Annotated in this window: 18 protein-coding genes; 11 read left to right on the plus strand and 7 right to left on the minus strand. The window is 44.2% G+C overall.

Features of this window, described 5'->3' with window-relative positions:
• Positions 1-14 precede the first annotated feature (14 nt).
• Positions 15-1,310, minus strand: a complete 1,296-nt coding sequence (surA, locus tag C8D97_RS03100) for a peptidylprolyl isomerase SurA (protein ID WP_109761875.1) — start codon at positions 1,308-1,310, stop codon at positions 15-17.
• A 146-nt stretch (positions 1,311-1,456) separates the two neighbouring features.
• Positions 1,457-4,087, minus strand: coding sequence for an LPS-assembly protein LptD (locus tag C8D97_RS03105; protein ID WP_146196065.1), 2,631 nt, complete (start codon positions 4,085-4,087; stop codon positions 1,457-1,459).
• A gap of 169 nt (positions 4,088-4,256) precedes the next feature.
• On the opposite strand from C8D97_RS03105, the gene C8D97_RS03110 reads away from it, so the two are divergent.
• From C8D97_RS03110 to C8D97_RS03140, 7 genes are all read left to right on the plus strand, one after another.
• Positions 4,257-5,351 (plus strand): aminoglycoside phosphotransferase family protein, encoded by a 1,095-nt coding sequence (locus C8D97_RS03110; RefSeq protein WP_109761877.1) that lies wholly within the window; start codon positions 4,257-4,259, stop codon positions 5,349-5,351.
• The gene (locus C8D97_RS03115; protein ID WP_109761878.1) at positions 5,348-6,142 is read left to right on the plus strand and encodes a nucleotidyltransferase family protein; all 795 of its coding nucleotides are present in this window, start codon (positions 5,348-5,350) and stop codon (positions 6,140-6,142) included. Before C8D97_RS03110 ends, C8D97_RS03115 begins: the two co-directional genes overlap by 4 nt.
• A 78-nt stretch (positions 6,143-6,220) precedes the next feature.
• Entirely contained in the window at positions 6,221-7,045 is an 825-nt protein-coding gene (djlA, locus tag C8D97_RS03120) for a co-chaperone DjlA (protein WP_109761879.1), read from the plus strand.
• Positions 7,042-7,659: an acyloxyacyl hydrolase gene (locus C8D97_RS03125; protein WP_109761880.1), complete on the plus strand. Its 618-nt coding sequence runs from the start codon at positions 7,042-7,044 to the stop codon at positions 7,657-7,659. Before djlA ends, C8D97_RS03125 begins: the two co-directional genes overlap by 4 nt.
• Before the next feature lie 14 nt (positions 7,660-7,673).
• Positions 7,674-8,306, plus strand: coding sequence for a dUTP diphosphatase (locus C8D97_RS03130; protein WP_109761881.1), 633 nt, complete (start codon positions 7,674-7,676; stop codon positions 8,304-8,306).
• A gap of 59 nt (positions 8,307-8,365) precedes the next feature.
• On the plus strand, positions 8,366-8,791 hold the full coding sequence (locus tag C8D97_RS03135) for a hypothetical protein (RefSeq protein WP_109761882.1): 426 nt from the start codon (positions 8,366-8,368) through the stop codon (positions 8,789-8,791).
• A gap of 457 nt (positions 8,792-9,248) precedes the next feature.
• Positions 9,249-11,750: an ATP-binding protein gene (locus C8D97_RS03140; protein WP_170115118.1), complete on the plus strand. Its 2,502-nt coding sequence runs from the start codon at positions 9,249-9,251 to the stop codon at positions 11,748-11,750.
• A 32-nt stretch (positions 11,751-11,782) separates the two neighbouring features.
• Here C8D97_RS03140 and C8D97_RS03145 read toward each other — a convergent pair whose 3' ends face one another.
• Together C8D97_RS03145 and C8D97_RS03150 are read right to left on the minus strand one after the other, a co-directional pair.
• Entirely contained in the window at positions 11,783-12,685 is a 903-nt protein-coding gene (locus C8D97_RS03145; protein ID WP_109761884.1) for a CPBP family intramembrane glutamic endopeptidase, read from the minus strand.
• 244 nt (positions 12,686-12,929) lie between these two features.
• Positions 12,930-14,555: a methyl-accepting chemotaxis protein gene (locus C8D97_RS03150; RefSeq protein ID WP_109761885.1), complete on the minus strand. Its 1,626-nt coding sequence runs from the start codon at positions 14,553-14,555 to the stop codon at positions 12,930-12,932.
• Between the two features lie 285 nt (positions 14,556-14,840).
• Between C8D97_RS03150 and C8D97_RS03155 the strand changes: the two genes are divergently transcribed.
• The 4 genes from C8D97_RS03155 (at position 14,841) to C8D97_RS03170 (ending at position 19,551) form a co-directional block, all read left to right on the plus strand.
• Positions 14,841-15,602, plus strand: a complete 762-nt coding sequence (locus C8D97_RS03155; protein ID WP_109761886.1) for an SIR2 family NAD-dependent protein deacylase — start codon at positions 14,841-14,843, stop codon at positions 15,600-15,602.
• Between the two features lie 143 nt (positions 15,603-15,745).
• Entirely contained in the window at positions 15,746-17,077 is a 1,332-nt protein-coding gene (locus tag C8D97_RS03160) for an MFS transporter (RefSeq protein WP_109761887.1), read from the plus strand.
• Positions 17,078-17,122: 45 nt separating this feature from the next.
• Positions 17,123-18,067, plus strand: coding sequence for a DUF4097 family beta strand repeat-containing protein (locus tag C8D97_RS03165; protein ID WP_109761888.1), 945 nt, complete (start codon positions 17,123-17,125; stop codon positions 18,065-18,067).
• A 191-nt stretch (positions 18,068-18,258) separates the two neighbouring features.
• Positions 18,259-19,551 carry a PilT/PilU family type 4a pilus ATPase gene (locus tag C8D97_RS03170; RefSeq protein WP_109761889.1) on the plus strand — a complete coding sequence of 431 codons (1,293 nt, stop codon included), beginning with the start codon at positions 18,259-18,261 and terminating at the stop codon, positions 19,549-19,551.
• A 15-nt stretch (positions 19,552-19,566) separates the two neighbouring features.
• Here C8D97_RS03170 and C8D97_RS03175 read toward each other — a convergent pair whose 3' ends face one another.
• The 3 genes from C8D97_RS03175 to metB form a co-directional block, all read right to left on the minus strand.
• Positions 19,567-19,950 (minus strand): tRNA-binding protein, encoded by a 384-nt coding sequence (locus tag C8D97_RS03175; protein ID WP_109761890.1) that lies wholly within the window; start codon positions 19,948-19,950, stop codon positions 19,567-19,569.
• Positions 19,951-20,123: 173 nt separating this feature from the next.
• Complete coding sequence (metL, locus tag C8D97_RS03180; protein WP_170115119.1) at positions 20,124-22,757, minus strand: bifunctional aspartate kinase/homoserine dehydrogenase II; 2,634 nt, start codon at positions 22,755-22,757, stop codon at positions 20,124-20,126.
• A gap of 1 nt (position 22,758) precedes the next feature.
• Positions 22,759-24,081 carry a cystathionine gamma-synthase gene (gene metB / locus C8D97_RS03185; protein ID WP_109761892.1) on the minus strand — a complete coding sequence of 441 codons (1,323 nt, stop codon included), beginning with the start codon at positions 24,079-24,081 and terminating at the stop codon, positions 22,759-22,761.
• Between the last annotated feature and the right edge of the window lies 1 nt (position 24,082).

The raw sequence follows: 24,082 nt of genomic DNA on the forward strand, positions 1-24,082 counted from the left end.
CTGAATAGGTTCCGTTATTTCTCGTCGTTGGAAATAAGAACTTCTACGTAAGAGGTATCGCGCATTTCACGCAGCCAGCTTTCAACTTCTTCGTCGAATTTACGCGACTGTAAAATGCGTGCGGCACGATCCCGTTTTAATTCATCGGTCTGATCGGCGTCACGTCGGCCCAATACTTCAACGATGTGCCAGCCAAATTGAGTTTTAATTGGTTCACTGATTTGGTTCAGAGGTAATGTTTCCACTGCTTCTTTAAATGGACCAACAAATTTATCCGGTTTGCTCCAGCCCAATTTGCCTCCTTCACGAGCTGATCCTTTGTCGTCGGAATGCTCTTTCGCTAACTCGGCAAAGTCGGCGCCGTCTTTTAATTGTTGATGCAAATTTTCAATAAGTGCCTTCGACGCTGCTTCATCACGGATAGCGTTAGGCATTAATAAAATATGACGGGCATCTACCTGTTGAACAATGTGTTTTAACTCGCCCTTTTTATCCAGCAGTTTGATGATATGGAAGCCACTGCCACTGCGCAGAGGATCGCTGATGCCACCAATTTCAAGATTTTTAGCCGGACCGGCAAACAAGGTTGGTAATTGTGGTGCCGGACGCCAGCCAAAGTCACCACCTTGCAGTGCTTCCTGACCTGCCGAATGTCGTATTGCCAGACCGGAAAAGTCGGCACCGTTACGTAACTGTCTGATCAGATCCTGAACTTTTTCGCGCGCTTCCTGAATAGACGCTTGATCACCAGAGTCTTTAATTGGGATTAAAATATGCCCCAGATGATATTGCACATTCTGTGCGCCTTCGGCATCGATCAATTTAACCAGATTGTCGATTTCGCGTTCGCTGATATTAATGCGGCGAGAAACCTGGCCATTGCGGACCCGAGCTACTTTAATTTCATTGCGCAAATCCTCGCGAAACAGTTCCCAGTTCACATCGTCTTTGATCATCGACTGACGTAACTGCTCAATGGTCATATTGTTGTTTTTGGCGATATCTGCCAATGCTGCATTCAACTCCTGCTCACTGATGCGAACACCCGCTCGATTGGCCATTTGCAATTGCAGTGAATCAACAATCATGCGGTCAAGAACCTGCTCCTGCAAAATTTCCATGGGCGGCATGGGCTGATTTTTTTCTTTCAACTGACGAGCAATGGCTTTCATGCGACGTTTTAATTCGCTTTCCAGGATCACATCTTGCTCGACAATGGCGATGGTTTGATCCAGCTCCTGAGCAGCGTTGCTTTGAAAAGAAATACTGCTCAATACAAGAGCGGCGATCAGTGTTGTGCATTTTTTCATGAATACTTCCGTCTTCGTCTTACTTGTTTGACTGCTTGATTGCGTTAAATTAATGGCTCTGCTTGATCGATACTTTGTTAAACCGATGTTTTGCTGAACCGATACTTTGCCGAACCGAATTTCATCCGCAATCGAATAAATGTTGATTAGCGACTGCCCGTAAGCAGAGACTTAAGTTGTTCGCGGCCACCGCCGCCAATACCCTTAAATACAAATTGCAGCAGCAAATCTTGATTAAATGGCTCCGACTGGCCGGCGATTATACCGCCATTTTGGTCCAGACGCGCGCTTAAATGGCGGCGTGACACAATTCGTATCGACCAGCAGCAGGATTCGTACTCGAACCCGGCCAGCGTCTCAAGACTGCGCTTATTGATCAAGTCATAATGCCAGCGACCAATCAATCGCCATTGATCCGACATGGGCACAATAAAACCTATATCGGACTGTTCCTGATATCCACTGCTGGAATCGTTAAAGCGGTGACTGACATTGACCATAAAATCATCGTTAGGTTCATAGCTCAGACCTATATTGCCCTGTTCGGTTTCATTTCGTTCGGTATTAAATCCGATATCGGCGTACACCGATAAATCTTCAAGTGGGTGCCACACCAGTTCCGAGAGAATATTCGAGTGTTGTCGGGTATCAATGATGTCATTGGGCAACAGGGTCACTTTGCGATCGGCAAAGTAATAACTGCGGCCAATGGAGTAACGCAACACTTCTTGCTGCTGTGGGCCGCTGAATAAACGACTGGTGATGGCAAAGGAGGCCTGTTCGGTATCACCGATGCGATCGTAGCCGCTAAACCGGTTGTCGCGAAATAATTGTGAGAATCGAAAGTCAGGCAGTCGGGTGTCAAACAGGCCAATGTCCGATTGATCCTGATAGGGCGTATGCAGTAAAAATAGCCGAGGCTCGATGGTTTGTGCACCATTTTCCAGAGTTCGTTCAAAAATCAGCCCACTGTCGAGACTGCTGGTAGTGGTGTTCACACTGTGATCAGTCTCCGGATTGAGCTGCATGGGATCCGTTTGTTGATAGCGGGCATGGTGCAGCTTAACCGCAGGTTCCAGATAGCCCCAGGGCGCGGATAATCGATAGCTTAATCGGCTCTGCGCAATGCTTCGCTCCGCCTCAAGCGCCGAAGGATCGGCCGACTCAAACTGGGTATACTGGGTGTTGAGCTGCCATTGCAAAGGCTGGCCCGCGGGAGTCGCTTGCCAGTTAAGCAACCATTGTGGCTGCTGACGGTAGGGCTCGCTTTGCAAGGTTAAAGGCTGGTAACGCAGCCAGCTGAGACTGGTTTGCAATTGCGGTGAAAAGTATTCCAGTTGCCCATGACGACTTAACTGTTGCAAGTTAGTGTCACTAAAGCCGGCACCACTGCTGGCCAAATCGGTGCCAAGATCCTGAAAATAGTAGCGATCACTGACGCCAGCGGCTTGCACTTTAAATCGCCAGTGCTCGGTAAACTGACTTAAATGATCCACCTGATAAAACCAGCGTGTTGAATCGATATTGGCGTCGGCGGGGTAAAGGCTTTGATTGGGATCACCTGTTTGAAGCTCGCTTTCGACCTGACGATCGTTTAAATAAGCGAGGGTTTGTTGTCCCTGGTGATGATCCGACAGGTATCGAAACTCTGCGCCCAGTTGAGTGCCGCGCTGCTCCAGATAACGCGGAGTAATAGTCGCGTCGTAATTTGGCGCAATGTTCCAGTAAACAGGCACTGATATATCCAGACCATTGCGACTGTTGTCACTGAACGTTGGCGGCAAAATACCGCTGTGTCGTTGATCATCAATAGGAAATTTCAACCAGGGCAGATAAAGCACCGGAATATCGGCAATGGTTAAAATCATATTATCGGCTTCGCCCCAGCCAGATTCGGTATCGAGCGACAACTCATCGGCGTGTATTCGCCAGCTATTATCACCCGCCGGGCAGGTGGAAAATGATAACTGTTGCAGTGACAGGGTTTCTGCGCCACTGACGGTAATTTGCTTGGCGTCGCCGTTGGCACCACTGTTTTTGATTCGGTATTGGCTATTGTTCAGTGCGGCATCCTGAGTTTGGTTGTTGCCTTCTATGGTTTCTGCAGCAAACAGGGCCGTGTCGGTTTCCAGCAAAATATCCTGATGAGCTGTAAAGTCACTATTGGACTGATCAAACTGCAATTGCCCGGCGGCCAGTCGCATGGTTGGGCTGAGCATTTGTACATCGCCGGTTAATTCAATGGTATTGCGATCGATGCCTTTTGCCTGATCCGCGGATATCCTGAAATTGGCACTGTCGCTGACAAACAGCGAACCAGGACTAATATCCTTACGGGTATCGTCAGTATTAGAGGATGATTTTATCGGGTGATTTTCGAATGCGGAACCTTCGTTTGTGGAATGTTTTCCATTGATTGAAGTCTGAGTGAGCGACGGGCAGGCCTTGGGTAGGATAAACTGTCGACTTTGCCAGAATGATTCCGCAAAGTCTGATTGAAATAGTTCGGATTGGTTTTGCGATTTGTTGAGGGTCTGTTTATTATCCGCAGATCCGGATTGAGTTTGCTCGGATTTGGAGGCTTGTTGTGTAGATGTCGATGATGGCGAAGCTGCCAGCAATGATTGGCTTGAAGTGCCAGCAAGCAACAATAATATAGTTGCCACTTTGAATATAGTCGCCGCTTTGCGATTGATAACAAAAGCCTGGCGAATTGCGACCAGCATTTGGCGAAAACAGTGAGTGGCAATTGTGTGTGCGGCTAAAGGTACGATCAACGCTTGTCCTAAATGATATTTATATATTGATAATTAAACAGTGTTCAGTGGTAATGATGATTAAACCTTAATCGACCCTGACAATAATGACTCGGGCGACGCTAAAGTTATCAGACTCGCGCATAATAAAACAAAACAGACAGTTAGTGGGATAGAAACTCAGAATTATATGAATGATCCTCGATTACAGGCGTTGACCCAGTGGGCCGCAGAACAGTTACAGCAGCCCTTAGAAGAGCTGTCGGTGGTCAGCGGTGATGCCAGTTTCAGGCGTTATTTTCGTCTGCCATGCAACCTCCAAAAACATCAGGTGCGTCTCAATGGTCAGTCTTTAACCTCGGTGGTGGCGGTGGACTCACCACCTGACAAAGAGCCTATTGAGGCTTTTGTTAAGGTGAGCGAATTGCTGGACAAAGCCGGACTATCGGTTCCCCAGGTGCTGCATGCGGATCATCAGCAGGGGTTTATGCTGTTGTCGGATCTGGGCGATGCATTGTATTTACCGGCACTGAATGATTTGTCTGCCGATGAACTGTATCACGCAGCAATTGATGCGCTAATCGATCTGCAACTGGGTTGTTTAAACCGCCAATCGGAATTGCCGCCTTACGATAAGGCACAGTTGCATCGTGAAATGGAACTGTTTCGTGAGTGGTTTTTACAGCAGCATTTGCAAATGCCTCTTGAAGCAGCCGATCATCAACTGCTGGATCAATGGTTTGATTGCTTATCCGGGTCAGCACTGAGCCAACCACAGGTGGCGGTGCATCGAGATTACCACTCCCGAAATTTAATGATTTTACCGCAACACTCCCCCGGTATTATTGACTATCAGGACGCTGTGGAAGGGGCGGTCACTTACGACTTGGTCAGTTTGCTGAAAGATTGTTACATACGCTGGCCACGAGATCGTCAGCTGCAGTGGCTGGCGTATTATCAGTCGCAGCTGGAACAAAAGTCGTTGCAGCACAAAGAGACGCAATCAAAGTCAATCGAGCTTGCAGACGCGGTTAAAACACGTGATCTGGTTCAGGATTTTGACTGGATGGGCATGCAGCGTCACATCAAAGTGGCCGGAATCTTTTGCCGACTTTACCATCGCGATGGTAAAGCAGGTTATCTGGCCGATATCCCCTTGACCTTGGGTTATATTGTTGAAGCGTTACAACAATACCCGGAATTTGAGCAATACCTAAACTGGTTTGAAAGTCGCCTGAAACCTTACTTAGAGCAGCACAATATGATGTGGACAAGCTTTGAATGAAAGCCTTTATACTCGCCGCTGGTTATGGCAAACGCATGCAGCCACTGACCCATACCACACCCAAGCCGCTGTTAAACGTTGGCGGCAAGCCATTAATTCAATATCACATTGAACGGCTGCAACAGGCAGGAATAACCGACATTGTGATCAACACTGCGTATCTTGGCGAGCAGATCGAAGCCACATTAGGTGACGGTTCCCGGTTTGGTGTTGCTATTGAATATTCCCGCGAAGGAACACCTCTGGAAACCGGTGGTGCCATTAGCCATGCGTTGCCTTTGTTGGGAGATTCACCGTTCTTGCTGGTTAATGGTGATATCTATACCGACTACCCGTTTCAGCAATTGTTGCACTGGCAGCCGGATGTGGCGCATCTGGTATTGGTGCCTAAGCCAGGTTTTAAAGCACAGGGTGACTTTGATCTGGTACCGTCAAACTGTATAAATGGTACCAATACCAATAGCTTGTCCAATAATGATGTTGCTGATTATGGCCTGTTGATAAATACCGAGCAAGCATCATATACCTACGCAGGACTCGGTATTTACAATCCGGAATATTTTATTAATAAACAGCGAATTGAATCAGAAAATTGGCATAAACAATCGCTTAATCAGTTTGAAAAAAATAGTAGCCAGCTTGAAAAAAATAGCAGCAAAAGTTATGCGCTGGGATCGGTATTGCGACAAGAAGCCGATAATCAACGCATCACGGCCGAAGTCTATACCGGCAAATGGGTCGATGTTGGTACGCCAGAGCGACTGGCGCAGCTTGATGATTCATTAACTTGATGGTTCATTAACTGGATGTTTCATTAAAGAGTTGAACCACAAATCGTTTGAATAAATTATTGTTTAAGAGAGAGTGATATGGCCTGGTGGGGCAAAGTAATCTGCGGAGCATTAGGATTTGGACTGGGCGGCCCGTTAGGGGCGGCGCTGGGTGCCATGCTCGGTCACAGTTTTGATAAAGGACTGGATCAAAATTTTGAGCCATTGTCGGCATCGGAGCAGGAAAAAATTCAAGCGGCGTTTTTTACCGCAACCTTTACATTGATGGGGCGAATGGCAAAAGCCGATGGCCGTGTCAGTGAAAATGAAATAGAAACCGCGAAACAGGTGATGACGCGAATGGGGCTGGATCAAACGCTGCGTCAATCGGCCATTGATTTGTTTCAGCAGGGTAAAGAAGACGGCTTTGACTGGCGTGGCGCGCTGGATCAATTCGCCGACATTTGTGGTCGACAAAAAAATCTGAAACAAATGTTTCTGGAAATTCAAATTCAGGCCGCTTACGCCGATGGAACCATGCATGAGGTAGAGCGACAACTGCTGCAAGAGATCGCTCGCAAATTGGGCTTTTCAAAAATTATGCTTGAGCAATTATTAATGATGGTTCAGGCGCAGCAGTATTTTCATCAACAACAATCCGGTTACCGGGCTAAGGGCTCGGGCTATCAACAGCCGCATACGCCAAAAGATAATTTACCAAAGGCCTATCAGGTGCTGGGGATAGAATCTTCCGCCAATGATAAAGCGGTGAAAACCGCCTACCGCCGACTGATGTCACAGCATCACCCCGATAAGCTGGTGGCAAAAGGATTGCCCGAAGAAATGATCAAGGTGGCGACAGAAAAAACGCAGGAAATTAAAAGCGCCTACGAAACCATTATGAAATCACGAGGGAAAAAGTGAGTTTAATAAAAGTAAGTCTAAAAAAACTAACGGGAATTATCGGCGTTGTTTTAACCTTGTCGATAAGTGGAACGCTTTCGGCAAATAATGGCGTCTATGTAACTGGCGGTTCTGGCATGGATGATACGCTTATTCAGTCTGGGGATATTTCCGGTGCTAGTGTTCGGGGTTTTGGTTTTCGTCAGGATATTCACAGTCAATTGCGTCTTGGTTTGTTTGACGGGGGGCTGTTTGGCGAAGGGTTGTTTCGCGAAGGTCATTGGTTTATTGATTACGAATGGCACCAGTTATCGAGCCGTTTTGAGGGGCGCTCCCAGCAAATGACTATCTGGGCCGTTAAGCCCACATTACAGTTTTTCTTTCAGCCAGAAAAAAAGTCCGGCCTGTTTTATGAGGCCGCTCTTGGTGCAGCCTATCTGGATGAAAAAACATTTGAAGAAGTAAAAAGGGCGGAACATGTTAACTTTGTTATGCAGTTTGCGTTAGGCTGGCAATCGCAGAACTCTCCATGGCATGTGGCGTTACGTTATAACCATTATTCTAATGGTTATCTGGCACAACCTAATCCGGGGATCGACTTTGCTTCCTTGGTACTGAATTACACGTTTAACTAATCGAGAAAGATATTATGACCGAGCACACTCAAGCGTTGATCACACCATTGGCAACCATGCTGGAAATGCAGGATGCCATGAATAAAAAAGTACACCCGGACTGGTTTAAAAAGAACTTTGAATGGTATCGGGCCATCTGGATTGAGTGCGGCGAAATGCTCGATCATTACGGCTGGAAATGGTGGAAACATCAATCGCCTGATCTGGAACAGGTAAAACTGGAGCTTGTGGATATTTTTCATTTTGGACTAAGTTGCCGCATTAATGGCGTTGATGATTACACGGTGATTGCTGCGCAACTGGCGGAAGAAATGTCGCAGGCGAAGCAGGGCGCTAATTTTCCTGAAACACTTGAAATGCTAGCAGCCTCAGCGTTAACCATGCACGGCTTTGACGCTCAGGCCTTTATTGGTTGCATGCGACAAATTGATATGGACTTTGCCGAGTTGTACCGCAGTTACGTCGGTAAAAATACCTTAAACTTCTTTCGTCAGGATCACGGATATAAAGACGGCAGCTACATAAAAGTATGGCACGGTAAAGAAGACAACGAACATCTGATTGAAGTACTCAATGAACTGGACATCACTGATCCGGAGTTTCGTCAACAAGTGTATCTGGGACTAAAAAGTCGATATCCACAGTGATAGGTCAGTAATAGACAGCGACCAAATTTAACACGTATTTCCAAAAAGGAGTTTACTCGATGAAAGTATTACTGATTGTATTATCCATCATCGTTATTGTGATTGGTGGTGCCATAGGTGCTGGTTACTGGTGGTGGAGCAATAATGAAGCTGTCATTAATCAGCAGGTAGAGCAAGCGTTTGAGCAAGCCTCGGATGTTGCTCAGCAGGGCGACAGTTTCGCCTGCATTAATGCCGCCAAGTTACGAGTAAAACAATGCAGCGATATGACCTGTCAGGTAGCGCACAATGTATTTGTGAATCAATGTTTGCAACAGGCACCACTGGGTGAGGATTTCTGCAGTGATTCATCAACCGGTAATAAAATTGCTGACTTTAGCCAATGGTCTGTTGAAAACTGTGCTGATATGGGCGATAAACAACAGGCTTGTATTATTGCCTTAAGCAGTGTGGCTGACTTTTGTGCCAATCAGTCGAATGGGTAAAAGCCCTTTCAAAAATGTTGCACTTGATGATACGGCGTTAAATTTCGACTCAAAATGCTCATTTACTGCGTGTAAACGGTGCTTTCTCGTCAAAATTTACCTTGTCTCACCTTCGCTCGCTATTTTTGATATGGCTCCTATAAAGGTTTAAAGCCGCTTTCTTGTGTAATGAGCCTTCTGATTCGATGCCCTAATTAACTTTCTGATTAGTTAGGCTGATTTCTGGCAATTAAGAGGTTATTTGCTAAGCTATTTGAATTAACATTTAAATAGCTTGTATAGCCTTTTGAAAAACTTTTTGGTCGCCTTAATATTAGGGCTTTTTGGGATAGCCCTTAATTATTGCACCTTACCATTAATTGATCCCATCGAGTTCTTGCTTTCCCCTGCTATCGCATTTGTAGCAATGCGTCTTTTGCCGTTACGTTTTGCTTTAATCACTCTTTTAATGATTTTGGTGAATCTCAGCTGGCAGTGGCAATCGATCCAGAATACTTCACTTTATTTAATGGAGTTTTTTGCGCTTTACTTTGGCTATCGCAAAGGCTGGAACTTGTTTTATACCAATTTAATTTACTGGATGTTGATCGGTATACCTGTTGCTGCCATTTTAATTTACGTTGCGGGAATTCCACTTGAGACGATAGGCACAATTATATTACTGAAGCAGCCAATTAATGGGGTGCTAAATGTATTAATTGCCAATATTATGGTTTTGATGCCGATTAAACGTTGGTTAGGGGATGAACTTGATAAAAAGGCAACACTGCAAAGTTTTATAAAAGATGTGCTGATGGCCATTCTGTTATTACCCATTTTTTCGTTGTTCTTTGTTTTGAAAGAAAATATTGAGCAGCAGGCTGTTGAGCAAGTAAAACAAAATAATCAATCATTCGCATCAATTGCCCGCTACACCATTGATGACTTTTTATCATCTTATCGACAAGCCATGCTAGCTTTGGCGCGGTTAATGGAAAATCCCTGGCAACTGTCCAGAGAATCATTACAAACAAAGTTACTGCAATATCACAGTGTTTATGATGGCTTTTTGACCATGTTAATTGCGGACGAAACTGGTCAATTGCAATTTTCAAGCCCCAAAAATTTAATTGCAAAAGGCACGGCTGTCAGTGATCGCGAATACTTTATAGAGCCTAAGAAAAATTTACGCCCCTTTATTTCGGATGTGTTTATGGGACGTGGTTTTGGTAACGATCCCATTGTTGCCATTAGTGCTCCATTATTGGATGAAGATAATAATTTTGTCGGCATTGTAGAAGGATCCTTGAATTTATATCAACTGGATTTATTGCTCTATATGCCAGATGTTTTATCCAGCAGTGTGTTGGTACTGGATAATAATGATCGGGTGATTTTTTCAAGCCCGGAACTGCAACTTGATTTTTTGCAAGTTATTAAGCCCGTTATTCAAGAAGATAAACATCTTGAATATGTTGTTGACTTGGGTGTGACTGATAAACTTTATTCATTTGCCAATACAGTTACCCGGCAAAATTGGCAGGTCTATTTTTTAAATGATCGACAAACCTTTATTAATCAGATGAGTATTTCATTTCGTCGATTAATGATATTGGCATTGATGGTTATTTTGGCAACGCTGCTAATTGCGCAGTTATTGGCTTATTACTCAAATCGCCCAATACAATCCTTATTATCAAAGTTTTCAAGGTTAAGCTTAACCGATATAAATGAGTCTGAGCGACAGCAAAATGTTCAGGCGTTTGAAGAATTGCAATTACTGTTCGATAAGTTTGAAGACGCAAAAGAGAAAATAGTTCATTACCATAAAGATGCGCAGTTGGCATTAACGGATAAAATATCCGCCGAAAAAGAAAGCGATGCCAAATCAGAGCTCTTGTCCAAAGTCAGTCATGAGTTAAGAACGCCACTTAATGCCATTCTTGGTCAGGTTCAGCTGTTAAAAATGGAGGATTTGAAAGAAGAGCATATTGAGCAACTGGAAGATATAGAAAAGGCCGGTAAGTTTTTGGTGTTTTTGATAGAAGATTTGCTGCTTATGTCAAAATCAGAAATGGGCGAATTATCCATTAGCCGTCATTCCATTAAATTAAATGATTTGATTTACAGCAGTCTAAAGTTATTCGATAAAGAGTTTGGTCGAAACAGCATTGAGCTTACAGTCGATGTGGATGCCACTCAAAACAGTCAGGTTCATGCCGATGCAAAGCGGTTGCAACAAGCTTTAAATAACTTAATCAGTAACTCGATAAAATACAATAAAGAAAATGGTCGCGTATTTGTTGAAACAAAAGTCAGTAATAACTGTGTCACGATCAGTGTAAAAGATACCGGAGTCGGAATTGCGCCAGAATATAAAGACAAAGTGTTTTTGCCGTTTCACCGTCTCAGTTTTGAACACAGCGATATTGAAGGCAGCGGCATTGGTTTATCTTTGGCGAGTCGTCTGATTCACTTAATGGAAGGTACATTAACGTTTGAGTCAGTTGAAAATAAGGGCAGTGAATTTATTATTGAATTGCCCTTACTTGATGATAAAACAAAGGTCGCTACTCCTGAACAGGAAAAAGTTATTAGTATTGGCTCCCTGGAGCCGTTTCAGTTTTTATATATTGAAGACAATAAAACCAACTTTATGGTATTGAATGCCTGGTTAAAGAAAAAGCAGGCCGGACAGGTGGTTGGTGCTATCAATGGTAACGATGCATTAACTAAATTGAAGCATGATACGTTTGATTTTATTTTTATGGATATGGGCTTGCCAGATATTAATGGACGGGAGTTAATTAAAAAGGTTCGAGAGCTGGGTGTCACCACTCCGGTTGTTGCTCTAACCGCTGATGGATCAGAGCAACTCAAGGAACAAAGTCAGTCATTAGGGTTTGATGCTTTTTTAACAAAACCGGTAGATTTTGTTTTGGTGGAACGAACCATCTACCATTTATTGTTAGAGCGGTAATTTCTCACCGTTTGTTTTTGATTAACTATCCACTAGAGTACAGGTTTTGGGAGTTCACTGTCTGGTGTGGATAAGTCATTGGTTAAAGCTGGCTTAAGCCCCCAATGTTTCCAACGCCAAAGAATAAATACAAATAATAGATCGACGATGACTGCAAAAATGCTGCCTTCAGGGCCAAAGCTACCACCGGTTAACCAATTGGGAGTGGATAAGGTTGATGCAGTTAATATGCTTTGTTGCTCTATTCCACTGACGCCAAATCCCATCACTTGACCTAAAAACCAGTTCCAGCCAAAGTGAAGCCCAATAGGAAGGGCCAGTGACTGCGTGCGTATATATGCAAGTCCAAACAGAATTGCGGCCAGTGCTAAGTCTATGGAAGCGATCCATTGTGTCACACCATCCATCCCCGGATTGCCCCAGTGGCCAACCGCAAATAAAATGGCCAGTAATCCCTGAGCGGCAAAAACTCCAATACCCTTCATCAGACGTTGGAATAAAAAACCTCGAAACAATAGTTCTTCGTAAAGGGCTGTTGTTGCAACCATATAAATACCTAAAGCGATCATTGCTCCGTTAATAGCTGGATTGATGGAGAAAGTGACACCGCCAACACTCCAAATCAATGTTACGGTTAACAACACGCCCAATCCACCCAGTAAAATACCTACTGCGAGCAATGTAAACCAGCGCCTGTTAATCGATAATCCAATACTCGACAAAGGCTTTTTCATCAGTCGAGTACAAATCCAGCTAACCAGCAAAATAAACATAACTGATAAAAATCCAAGCCATTCAACTTTGAAGCCCAACTGTTGGAGGCCCTTTGATATAGGTGTGTAAACCAATGACGTTAATGCGGTAAGAATAATAAAGATCATTATCCACCAGCCATTTCTTAATTGATTGTCTTTATTGAAAAATATAGCTTTCACGGGGACTCTCCATGGATGTATTTATATTATTTGTAATAGTGTGGTAGTAAACTATAACACCATGTCGCAGAGTGTGGGAAGCCATATTTGCTAGAATTGGAAAGAGCTTGTCATCAGAAGAGTCGATCTAGTGGCAAGAAGAAGTGTTTGGAAGGATGATAATTGGATAAGCGTTAATGTATAGCCCTCTATAAAACAGGCTGCCTTATAGAGGGCTTAGAGCATCACCAAGTAATATTTTTGATTAAACCGTCACTCTTGCGGTGATTGAATTCAGTTCTTCGGCCATTTCTGCCAGCGAGGACGCCAACTGATTAAACTTTCTTACATTGCCATGAATTTCATTGGTGGATTCGGATATTTCATTAATGTTCTTACTGATATCTTCCGACACGGTTGTTTGCTCTTCGGCGGCGGTGGCAATTTGAGAATTCATCATATGTATTTCATTGACGGCACCGGTAATTTCATCCAGTGATGAACCCGCTGCATTGGCTTGTTCGACACAGGTGGCGGTAGATTCACTGCCTTGCACCATCGCAACTACAGCGTCTTTGGCTCCGGTTTGTACATTTTCAATGATTTGTTGAATTTCGGAGGTGGACTCCTGAGTGCGCTGCGCCAGATTTCTTACTTCGTCGGCCACTACTGCAAATCCTCGGCCTTGTTCGCCAGCTCTTGCCGCTTCTATGGCTGCGTTTAACGCCAGTAAATTGGTTTGTTCGGCAATGCCGCGGATCACATCGAGCACGGTGCCGACGCTGCTGGTGTCTTCTTCCAGTTTCCGGATCACATCGGAGGCACTGGTGACTTCCTGTGATAGGGCGTTGATGGTGGTAATGGTATTCTGCATGACCTCACGGCCTTTCTGAGCACTGGCGTCTGCGTTTGAAGCGGACGTTGCTGCACCTGTGGCATTTTGTGCAACTTCCTGAACGGTGGAAGTCATTTCGGTAACGGCTGTCGCGGTTTGCTCCAAACGGGAGGTAGTTGACTCCGTGCCTTCTGCGATAGTAGCGGATGTGGTGTTCACTGTGTCCGCATTTTTCGTCAGCTGCTCTGATGCCGATTTGATTTGCGTCATAAAGCTGCGTAAAAATTCCTGAGCATTACCCAGTTGCTGACGCATGCGGCCCAGTTCGTCAATTGAAGTGGCTTTAATCGGTTGAGAAAAATCGCCTTGACCAAATCGTTCAATGTGTATCAGCAAGGCATCAATGGGGCGTTTGAATTGATGAACCAGCACCAGATATAGCAGGCCAATAAGAATTGCCGCAATGATTAATATACTGGGAATCGCAAAAGACACCACCGATTCGGCTCGCTCGGTGGCTGTCTGAGAATGAGTTTTTACCGACTCGGCCAATATATCGGCGGCTTCGCTTAATGAATCGGTTGGTGCCCGATCAATACCTCTTACAGCATTGTCTCCTGCTTTTGGATCGAAATTACTGTTGATAAAAGCATCGTAACCTTGTCGGTATTGAGTCACTAATTGAGAATGAGTGTCGATAAAATCACTGATAATGTTTTTTGCTGTTCCATTCGGTAGTCGATTTTGAAGTGACTTGGCTTTGGCTTGTATCTCCTGATGACGCTCGGTAAATTTTCCCCAGTATTTATCAAGGTCGGACTGTTTATGACCTCTTAATAAGACATTCTTCCATTCTTGAACTTGAATTTTAAATAGTGTGACCAGTTCAGATGAGGACCGTTCGTAATCCACTGATTCACTGATAAGTTGATTGTATTGATCGACACTGTGACTGAGCTTGCCGATGATAAATTGCGACGCGAAAGTGATAATAATAAGCGCTGCAACAATAATGCCTAAAATACGATTACTTAAACTGCGTTTAAAAAAGTTCATGGTTTGAAACCTTGTCCTAAAGTTTTTTGCTGACTCCAGTCGTTTTATCCTGAAGTATGTCAATGTTCAGGTCTGCTCAGTTATCGAATGATTGCTTACGGGTACTTTATTAAGGGCATGGTTTGCCCATTAAATTGGTACCTTAAAACTTTGCTCGTCACGATATATATTTTTAGGGATAACAAGGGTATGGCAGACTACTATTATTGATTGTAGATAAAATGAACGATTTTGCGAATTTAGGTGAATACAGCAAAACCTTGTAAATTAATGATGAGTCGATCAATGTCGGATAATTTAAAATCAAGCCAATTAACGGATAAGCAAGTTGAATCATTAGCGCGGGCTCTTGAGCAAGCACAACATATCGTCGTGATGACCGGTGCGGGTGTGTCTGCTGATAGCGGGATTGATACCTTTCGGGGTAAGCAAAACAGTCTCTGGGCGAAATACGATCCGGTCACTCTGGCCAGTCCGGAAGGCTTTGCCAAGGATCCCGAGACCGTCTGGCAATGGTATCAGTGGCGGCGTCAACAAATTGAGCAGGCGACACCCAACGCAACCCATAATATGTTGGCTAAGCTGGCAGAGCGTTTCTCATTGTCACTGATCACGCAAAACGTTGATGGTTTACACCACCGCGCCGGCAGTCAGCAGGTTGCCGAGCTGCATGGCAATATAACCGTAAATCGATGCAACGGTGAATGCTGTGATTACCAATCCGCTAATGCCGACTCCAGTGCCGAACTGAGTTTATGCCCACAATGCAAAGAGCATTATTTACGCCCCGGAGTCGTCTGGTTTGGTGAATCGCTGGATGAGAATGTGTTGAGCTATGCTGAACAGGCCGCGCAAAAAGCGGATCTGTTTTTATCCGTTGGTACTTCCAGTCAGGTGTATCCCGCTGCCGGTTTTGCGCACATTGCCAAATCCCATGGTGCAACATTAATAGAAATAAACCCTCAGGCCACAGCATTAACCTCCGGTGTCGATTTAGCCATTGCGCAACCAGCGGCTAAAGTTTTTTCTGCGTTAAAACGCCAATAATTCTAGAGCGAAAGATAAACACGTCCAGTTAAGCTCGTTAGAAGTTTTGACTTGTTATTTTGCATAAACATCCTGTCGTCACTGACAACGACAAGCCCGGTGCGAATGATTTATAATGCGCGCATTATTTATTGGGGAAGTTTATGCTGAGTTATTGGTCGTTTATTAAACAGAATCTGCGCTTTCTGTCGTTTGGTCTGGTGCTGGTGTTTGTTGGTAACTACGGACAAACGTTTTTCATTTCTGTTTTTGGTGGCGTTTGGCGTGAAGCATTTGACTTAAGTCATACCCAGTACAGCTTCTACTATTCTCTGGCAACTTTGATCAGCGGCTTTGCGTTAATGATCATTGGCGGAAAGCTTGATACAAGCTCTCTTAAAACCTTCACTCTGTGGGTGCTTACCGGTACGTTAATTGCCACATTGGTGCTGGCTTTTGCGCTGAATGCCTATTGGCTATTTGCCGGATTTTTACTGATTCGATTTTGTGGGCAGGGCTTAACGGGGCACACCGCCTTTACCACCATGGCTCGTTATTTTGACAAAAATCGAGGCAAGGCCATCAGTGTTGCGTCTATGGGAATGCCCATTGGTGAATTTATTTTACCGGTGGCGGCAGCATTTACTATTGCTGCTTTTGGCTGGCGTGAAACCTGGATTGGTCTGGCTGTTTTGCTGGTATTGTGTTTTGTGCCTTTGCTGCTCTGGAGTCTTGGCGATCCTCGAGCCAGTCAACCGGTGACACAGGTGGACGATAATACTGAACAAGATAATAACGTCCAGGATAGTAATCTCCAAGATAACAACCTCCAAGAAAACAGCGCCGAAGCAAACAGTGTTGAAGTAAACAACAGCGACCAGAACAGGCCAAAGCGTCATTGGCAGCGGCGCGATGTTATTCGCGATCCTCGTTTCTGGTTTACGGTGCCTGCTATTTTGTCGCCTGCGGTATTGATCACCGGCATATTTTTTCATCAGGCTTTCTGGGCTGAAGCAAGAGGCTGGTCGCTCAGTTGGGTGGCTTCCAGTATGACGCTTTATGCCATCACTCATGCTTTGGGATCTCTGTTTACCGGCGCATTGGTGGATAAACTGGGTGCGAAACGGGTGATGCGATTGTATTTATTACCGCTGGCGATAGCCACGTTAATGCTGCAGGTGGATGCATTCTGGGGCTGGGCATTCTTTATGTTGGTGGGCGGTCTTTCGGTTGGTGCGAGTGGGCCAACCATTGGTGCATTGTGGCCAGAAGTCTATGGCACAAAACATCTTGGCAGTATTCGCGCCATGGTCAGTGCGCTAATGGTTTTATCCACCGCGGTTGCGCCAATTGTGCTGGGTACCTTAATCGATGAACAACTCTCGGTTTCCAGCATTATGGCGGGGCTTGCCGGTTATGCCATCGTCTCGTTGTTGATCTGTCAGAAGGTTTATCAAAAAGCTTTACAAACCAAGGTTCAAACCATCGACCCTTAAGGCGCGTCTTAATGGATGTATAAAAAATTAACGGGAGTTTAAACAATGATTAAATGGCAAAAAAACAGTTTATTGTTGATAGCCGCATGTTTTGCGTTGATGTCGAATTCAGTGTGGGCCGATCGCGAAATTGAAAAAAACTTTGAGGTTGAGCAAGGCGGCATGCTGGAGCTGGACACCGATATGGGGTCGATTGAAGTTGAAACCCATCAATCCAACAGCATCAAAGTCAGTATTGAAATTGAAGGTTTGGACGAAGACGAGTTTTACGTGACTTTTGATGAAACTAGCAACGGCTTAAGCATCGAGGGCAATAAAAAAGACAGCAACTGGGGCAGTTGGGGATCGCGACGGGTGCGTTTTGATATTACGGTGCCCAAACATTACAACTTAAATCTGCATACATCTGGTGGCTCGATTCGTGTCGATGATCTTGTGGGCAACGCTGAAGTGGATACCTCAGGTGGCAGCTTAAGTTTTGGCAATATAGAAGGCGAAATCGATGGCCGAACATCAGGCGGTTCGATTCGTGTTGAAGGCGCTAAAGGTAATGTAAAAGTCAGAACCAGTGGCGGCTCCTTGTCCATTGGAGACATCGCCGGAGACATTCATGGTCGGACATCGGGGGGCAGTATTCGTCTCGGTGTGGTCAGTGGCACTGCCGATGTGGCAACTTCAGGTGGTAGCATTCGCATTGAAGAAGTAGGCGGCCAGGTGGAGGCGAAAACATCTGGCGGCAGTGTTGAGCTAACCTTATCGAAACAGCCGAAAGGGCATTCCGATATTTCAACCTCGGGCGGTAGCATTACCGCATTTCTGGCAGAGGGTATAGCGGTTGATTTATACGCCCGCGGTCGCAAGGTTTACAGTGACTTTGAGGTTAATGGTGAAACCTCGGCCAAATATAAACTGAAAGGCCCCATTAATGGTGGCGGACCTGAGCTGGAATTACAAACCAGTGCCGGTAATGTTTATATTAAGAAAAAGTAGTCTCAAGAAAAAGTAGTCTCAAGAAAAAGTAGTCTCAAGAAAAAGTAATATCAATCATCGGCTGGAGCAGCTTTTATTGTTCCAGCCGACCTGCCTTATTTATGACCATCATTTGCTCACAGGTAATACTTGCCAATCAGGTCATCTGTTCTAAGCTTAGCTTTACGTTCTACTAACATACCTTCGGCTTTATGCAGTTTAAAGATTACCTGAAAATTCTTGCGGTAAAAGACGGTTCCGATCTTTATTTAAGTACCGGCGCGCCCCCCTGTGCAAAGTTTCAAGGCGTACTTAAGCCTGTGGAGCGTGATCCTATGACACAGGCGCGAATCAAAGAAATTGCGCTGGAAGTGATGAGTGAGGATCAGGCCAAAGAATTTGACAGTCAGTTGGAAATGAATCTGGCAATTTCAGAAAAAGGCGTTGGCCGTTTTCGAGTGAATATCTTTAAGCAACGTAACGACATTGCCATGGTTATTCGAAACATTAAAACGGAAATTCCCAATTACAAAGATCTGGGGCTGCCCGATGTCCTGACCAAAGTCATTATGGAGAAACGCGGGTTAATTTTATTTGTTGGCGGTACAGGTTCGGGTAAGTCCACGTCATTGGCAGCGCTGATTGATTATCGCAATTCAAATGCAAAAGAAGGCGGCCATATCATCACCATTGAAGATCCGGTGGAGTTTGTGCATCGACACAAGCGCTGTATTGTTAATCAACGTGAAGTGGGGGTGGATACCTTAAGTTTTCATGAGGCGCTTAAGAACACCTTACGTCAGGCGCCTGATGTTATATTAATTGGCGAGATCCGTGATCGGGAAACTATGGAACATGCCTTGGCTTTTGCAGAAACCGGTCATCTGGCAATTTCAACATTACACGCCAATAACGCCAATCAGGCACTCGATCGCATCATTAACTTTTTTCCGGAAGAGCGGCGTAATCAATTGCTTAATGATCTGTCGTTAAACTTAAAAGCTTTTGTATCGCAGCGACTGGTGCCCACAGTCGATGGAAAACGCTGCGCCGCTATTGAAATATTGTTGGGTTCGCCAACGGTGCAAGAAATGGTGAAACGCGGTAATGTGCATGAAATTAAAGAGATCATGGAAAAGTCGTTAAACTTGGGCATGCAGACGTTTGATCGGGCTCTTTACCGTTTGTGGGATGATGGAAAAGTTGCACTTGAAGATGCGCTTAAAAATGCTGACTCGCCGAATAATTTACGATTGATGATTAAGCTTGCCGGTAAATCAGAAGTAGAGCAGAAGCCTGTAAAGTCTAAGGAGCCCGATAATTCGAGTTCAGAGTCAACGAAAAAAGAAGAACAACAAAAAGAGTCAACTGAAGCGTCAAGCACAGCGGTTAAAACCAGCTCAGGTCTAACGCTTGAATTAGAGTCTGTCACTGACGATGATGAAGCTGAATCAAAAGGACGCGCAGAATATAAAATTGATACAGGCGAAGAAAAGTCGGATTAATCTATTTATAATAGGCTATGCGAGTTTAGTGCCATTGGGTACCGTATTTTCGTGAAGAACTTTATCGGACATAGATGGTTTAGTTTGTATATTGTCTGGCACAGCTAATATAACCTGATTATTTTCATCATGGAAACCTGTCACCAGACATTCAGACATAAAGGGGCCAATTTGTTTATTCGGAAAATTGACCACGGCAATGATTTGTTTGCCAATTAACTGTTGCCTGGTGTAATGGTGGGTGATTTGCGCGCTGGATTTTTTAATACCAATCTTATCACCAAAGTTAATGGTTAACTTGTAAGCGGGTTTGCGCGCTTCGGGAAATTCATTAACGTCAATGATGGTGCCAACCGCTAAGTGTACTTTTTCAAAATCTGACCACTCAATATTATCCATGGTATTTCTCTATTCTGAGTTAACGTTTGTAGGTAAATAGAATTTATCGAGTGTAACTCAGCGCAAAAATAACCTAAAGCGCTTAAGTGATTTAACGTTTTAATAATTTGAAGCATGAATAACATAATGGATAAATGATTTAATAGATAAACTATTAAATAGATAAATAATGTCTACTGGGCATTGATGAATTCTGTCATAGCATTAAGATCAGACTGAACCGCAGCGGCAGTCACTTCCCGGCCTGCACCCGGTCCGCGAATGATCAAAGGATTGTCTTTATACCAGCGGCTGGTGATTTCAAAAATATTATCACAGGGTGAAATTTGCGCCAGAGGGTCGTTTAAATCAACAACTTTAAGTTTGCAGGTGGCTTTAAAGTCATCTCCAGAGCTGGCGCTAAAGCTGGCTTCATAAACCAGAGTTTTATGATTGTTTTTAGCATCTTGCCATATGGTTTTAAAGTCACCGTTAATGAGCTCGCTTGCGTCCCAGAAGTCGCTCTCTTGATGTTGCAGATACTTACTATCTATCAGTGGCTGGCAATCAATATCATTGAGCGAAATATCAAACCCGGCAAGCCTTGCCGCTATTACCAGTTTACGGGCAACATCTTTGCCGGATAAATCAACTCTCGGGTCCGGCTCACTGTAGCCTTCGGCCTGTGCCTGTTTAACCAGCTGCATAAAGGCTTGTTCGCCATTATAGTTTTTTAAAAGCCACGACAGTGTTCCTGAAAATACACCGCGAATTTGAACGATAGAATCGCCACAGTTGATAAGGTTTTTTATCGCGTAATTAATGGGCAAGCCCGCACCCAGAGTAGCGTTTTGTTGCCACAATACATTATTGATTTTGGCCAGCTGTTGCAGGCTCTTAAAGTGAGTTAAGTCAGAGGATGAACAAATTTTATTGGCAGAAATTAAGTGAATGCCACTTGTTAGTAAACTTGCATATTGATCGGATACTTGTTCACTGGCGGTGGCATCAATCACCACTTTGTGTTTAAAAGGAGAATGTTTAAGCAGCTTATCAGTAATCGTTATCTGATTATCCAGTGTGGCAAAGGATTTATCATTGTGCCTTAACTCTATTTTTTTTGAGTTGGCGGTTAAAACCACCTGTTGATTAATATGGCAAGGCAGATTATGAGTGCTACCTTTGGCGTGGATTTCTTGCCACTGTTTCAACCAGGTAGCCCCGACATTACCTGTGCCTAATAAAAATAATGCAATGGTATTTTGATAAGCCTGCCATTGGTGAAAACAGTCAATCGCCAGATGATCGATATCCGTTTCATCAAATAGACAAAGTAATGCATTGTTGTGTTTGTAGATGGGCGCTTTAATATTTTTCTTGTTTAAAAATTCATTGAAAAATTCTTTATGGTAAAGGTTTCGGTATTCTAGGTTGTTAGACAAAGTTGCCGCAAGACAAGGTTCTGAACTTTGTTTGTCGGTAACCAGCGCTAACAAACAGGCCGGTAAGCTATCAGATATTTGGTTAATGGAATACTGAGTGTCGGATTTTAGCTGGTGTAAGGTTTTCTGCCAGTAAGCTTCTTTGTCAGAATCAATGATTAGAGTTAAGTGATTGGTATGGTTTTTAACAAACAGTGAAAATTCATTGTTGACGTTACAGGCTAATGTTTTCAGGTGTTTGTTTAATTTATGACAGACCAGTTCATTATGGCATTCGATATGAATTTTGGTCAGATTGTTTTTGTGGGTCACTATCGACTGTTGCGAAAAACTATTTTGTTGACATATTTTGCTGCCTTTAAGCTCCGGAGAAAACGTAGAGCGTATGGACAGCTTTATAGAGGTGTCAGACAAAGGTTTTAATGTTTTTGAGTGCAGTACCGGCGAGCCAAGATCACTTAACTCCTGTATCAGGTTTTGATTCAATTGTTTAATGGTGCTTGCGTCATCGCTTAAGTTGGGATCAAAATCAAATACGCCGGCAACATCGGTCCACAGGGTTACTTTTTCTATGCTGAGTAAACTGGCGATTAGGGTTGCACTGTAATCACTGCCATTTCTTCCTAGGGTGATTGTGCCTCCTTCACAGTCACTGGCAATAAATCCTGTAATAATCGATAAGCGCTGTTGGCGTGACTTCAAATGTTCTTCAAGATATTTTTGTGACAGCTCTTTGTTAAGTTGATAACCGTTACTGGAATACTGCAGTTTTAAAAATTGTCGTGCGTCGATCCAGCTGGCATTAATGGACCACTGCTCCAACAACGCGCAGAGAATTTTTGCTGACCAAATTTCTCCAAAGGCAATAATGTTGGATTCGAACTCAGAAATCTGTTCCAGTTCTATCAGATTATCCACCCAACGGCAGTTGGTGTTTATGTCGTTAAGCAGCTGCTGTTTGTAGGGCTCTGTTAGCAAGTCGTGAATGATTGCCTGATGATGGTACTGCACCCGCTTTAAGTATTCTCGTTGCCATTGCGTTTTTGAGTGCTCGACAGTAAACGCCGGCACTCTGTTTTCTTTTTCAGTAAATCGACGGTATGTATTACTGATGGAAGCCGTGCTGGATAAGTTCTCTTTAAATGCATCCTCTTTAAATGAATCCTCCCTTTGTTCGATAGCCACTAACTCACTCAGCCAGTCCGTTGTCTGCCCGGAGGCAGACACAACAATCAAATCGTTTTCCGTTAAATGCTTGCTGATTATCCGGGCCACTTTTTTGTAGGCTTTGGCATTGGCAAGCGAACTGCCACCAAATTTATAAAGTTGCTGCGGCAGTGCCAGTTGTTTAAATTTGGAGGCTTTGTATGGGTTTGTCTGTGCCATGTTAAACCACCTTGTGTTTAATGTATTGTTGAGCGTTGTCATCACCACTTAATACTGTGGCTGCCGGTTCTTCATTAGCTCTATCTGATTTAGTTGTTTCTAAGTGAGTGCTTTGCGCATTAGCGCTTTGAATGTCATCAACTTGTGCTGCGCGATTAAAACCTCGGCGCAAGTCATCAATTAAGTCATCAGCGTCTTCAATACCCACGGACAGTCGAAGCAGTGTGCTGCTTATGCCTGCAGTTTCCCGTGCTGCTGCATCCATAGCGGCGTGTGTCATGGTGGCCGGATGACAAATTAACGACTCAACTCCGCCAAGTGATTCGGCCAATGAAAATTGTTTTAATGCCGAAATAAAAGCACGAACCTGATGTTCGCCACCTTTAATTTCAAAACTCAGCATAATGCCAAAACCACGTTGTTGCTTTTTCGCAATTAAGTGTCCGGGATGATGTTCGAAGGAAGGATGATAAATATTGGCAACCTGATCATGCTGTTGCAAAAACGCTAAAATTTCCCGAGTATTGATCTCATGTTGTTTAAGGCGAGCGTTTAAAGTGCGAAGGCCACGCAGTGTTAAAAAGCTGTCAAATGGGCTGGCGGTAATACCAACGCAATTGGCCCACCATTGCAGTTGTTCGAACAATTCTGTTGTTTTTGCAATGACGGCGCCACCGACAATATCACTGTGACCATTAATGTATTTTGTGGTGGAATGAACAACTATATCAGCTCCCAGTTCAATGGGTTTTTGATACACAGGTGTTAAAAACGTATTGTCCGCGGCCACCAGACAATTATGTTGATGGGCCAGCGCCGCCAGCTTTTCAATATCGACGATACGCAGTAGCGGATTACTTGGGGTTTCTATCCATAATAATTTTGGTTGATGAAGAAATGCTTCCTGTAAGGCGATGGGATCGTTTTGATCAACAAACAAAATACGAAAGTGACCTTTGTCGGCCAAACTGCGAAACAACCGATACGTACCACCATAGCAATCGTGTGGTGCAATCACCAAGTCATTGGCGTTTAGCAATTGGGTCACCAGCAATACTGCGGACATTCCGGTGGAAGTAATCACACCTCCAGCCCCACCTTCTAACTCACTGATGGCATTGCCGAGTAAGTCTCGTGTGGGGTTGCCAGAGCGGGAGTAGTCGTACTGACGTGGTTTGGCAAAATCTTCAAAAGTGTAATTGCTGGATAAATACAAAGGCGGTGTGACTGCGCCATGGGCCGAGTCAGATTCGATACCGGCTTTAACGGCAATAGTAGCACTGCGGTTTTCCGGCCGTTCGGAAGTTTTATAAAATTCAGTCATG

This window comes from Pleionea mediterranea (assembly GCF_003148745.1).
GTDB lineage: Bacteria > Pseudomonadota > Gammaproteobacteria > Enterobacterales > Kangiellaceae > Pleionea > Pleionea mediterranea.

Excerpts from the sequence above, each read along its gene's own strand:
- surA (WP_109761875.1), bottom strand. The coding sequence starts at position 1,310 with ATGAAAAAATGCACAACACTGATCGCCGCTCTTGTATTGAGCAGTATT.
- C8D97_RS03110 (WP_109761877.1), top strand. The coding sequence starts at position 4,257 with ATGAATGATCCTCGATTACAGGCGTTGACCCAGTGGGCCGCAGAACAG.
- C8D97_RS03115 (WP_109761878.1), top strand. The coding sequence starts at position 5,348 with ATGAAAGCCTTTATACTCGCCGCTGGTTATGGCAAACGCATGCAGCCA.
- djlA (WP_109761879.1), top strand. The coding sequence starts at position 6,221 with ATGGCCTGGTGGGGCAAAGTAATCTGCGGAGCATTAGGATTTGGACTG.
- C8D97_RS03130 (WP_109761881.1), top strand. The coding sequence starts at position 7,674 with ATGACCGAGCACACTCAAGCGTTGATCACACCATTGGCAACCATGCTG.
- C8D97_RS03135 (WP_109761882.1), top strand. The coding sequence starts at position 8,366 with ATGAAAGTATTACTGATTGTATTATCCATCATCGTTATTGTGATTGGT.
- C8D97_RS03150 (WP_109761885.1), bottom strand. The coding sequence starts at position 14,555 with ATGAACTTTTTTAAACGCAGTTTAAGTAATCGTATTTTAGGCATTATT.
- C8D97_RS03155 (WP_109761886.1), top strand. The coding sequence starts at position 14,841 with ATGTCGGATAATTTAAAATCAAGCCAATTAACGGATAAGCAAGTTGAA.
- C8D97_RS03160 (WP_109761887.1), top strand. The coding sequence starts at position 15,746 with ATGCTGAGTTATTGGTCGTTTATTAAACAGAATCTGCGCTTTCTGTCG.
- C8D97_RS03165 (WP_109761888.1), top strand. The coding sequence starts at position 17,123 with ATGATTAAATGGCAAAAAAACAGTTTATTGTTGATAGCCGCATGTTTT.
- C8D97_RS03170 (WP_109761889.1), top strand. The coding sequence starts at position 18,259 with ATGCAGTTTAAAGATTACCTGAAAATTCTTGCGGTAAAAGACGGTTCC.
- C8D97_RS03175 (WP_109761890.1), bottom strand. The coding sequence starts at position 19,950 with ATGGATAATATTGAGTGGTCAGATTTTGAAAAAGTACACTTAGCGGTT.
- metL (WP_170115119.1), bottom strand. The coding sequence starts at position 22,757 with ATGGCACAGACAAACCCATACAAAGCCTCCAAATTTAAACAACTGGCA.
- metB (WP_109761892.1), bottom strand. The coding sequence starts at position 24,081 with ATGACTGAATTTTATAAAACTTCCGAACGGCCGGAAAACCGCAGTGCT.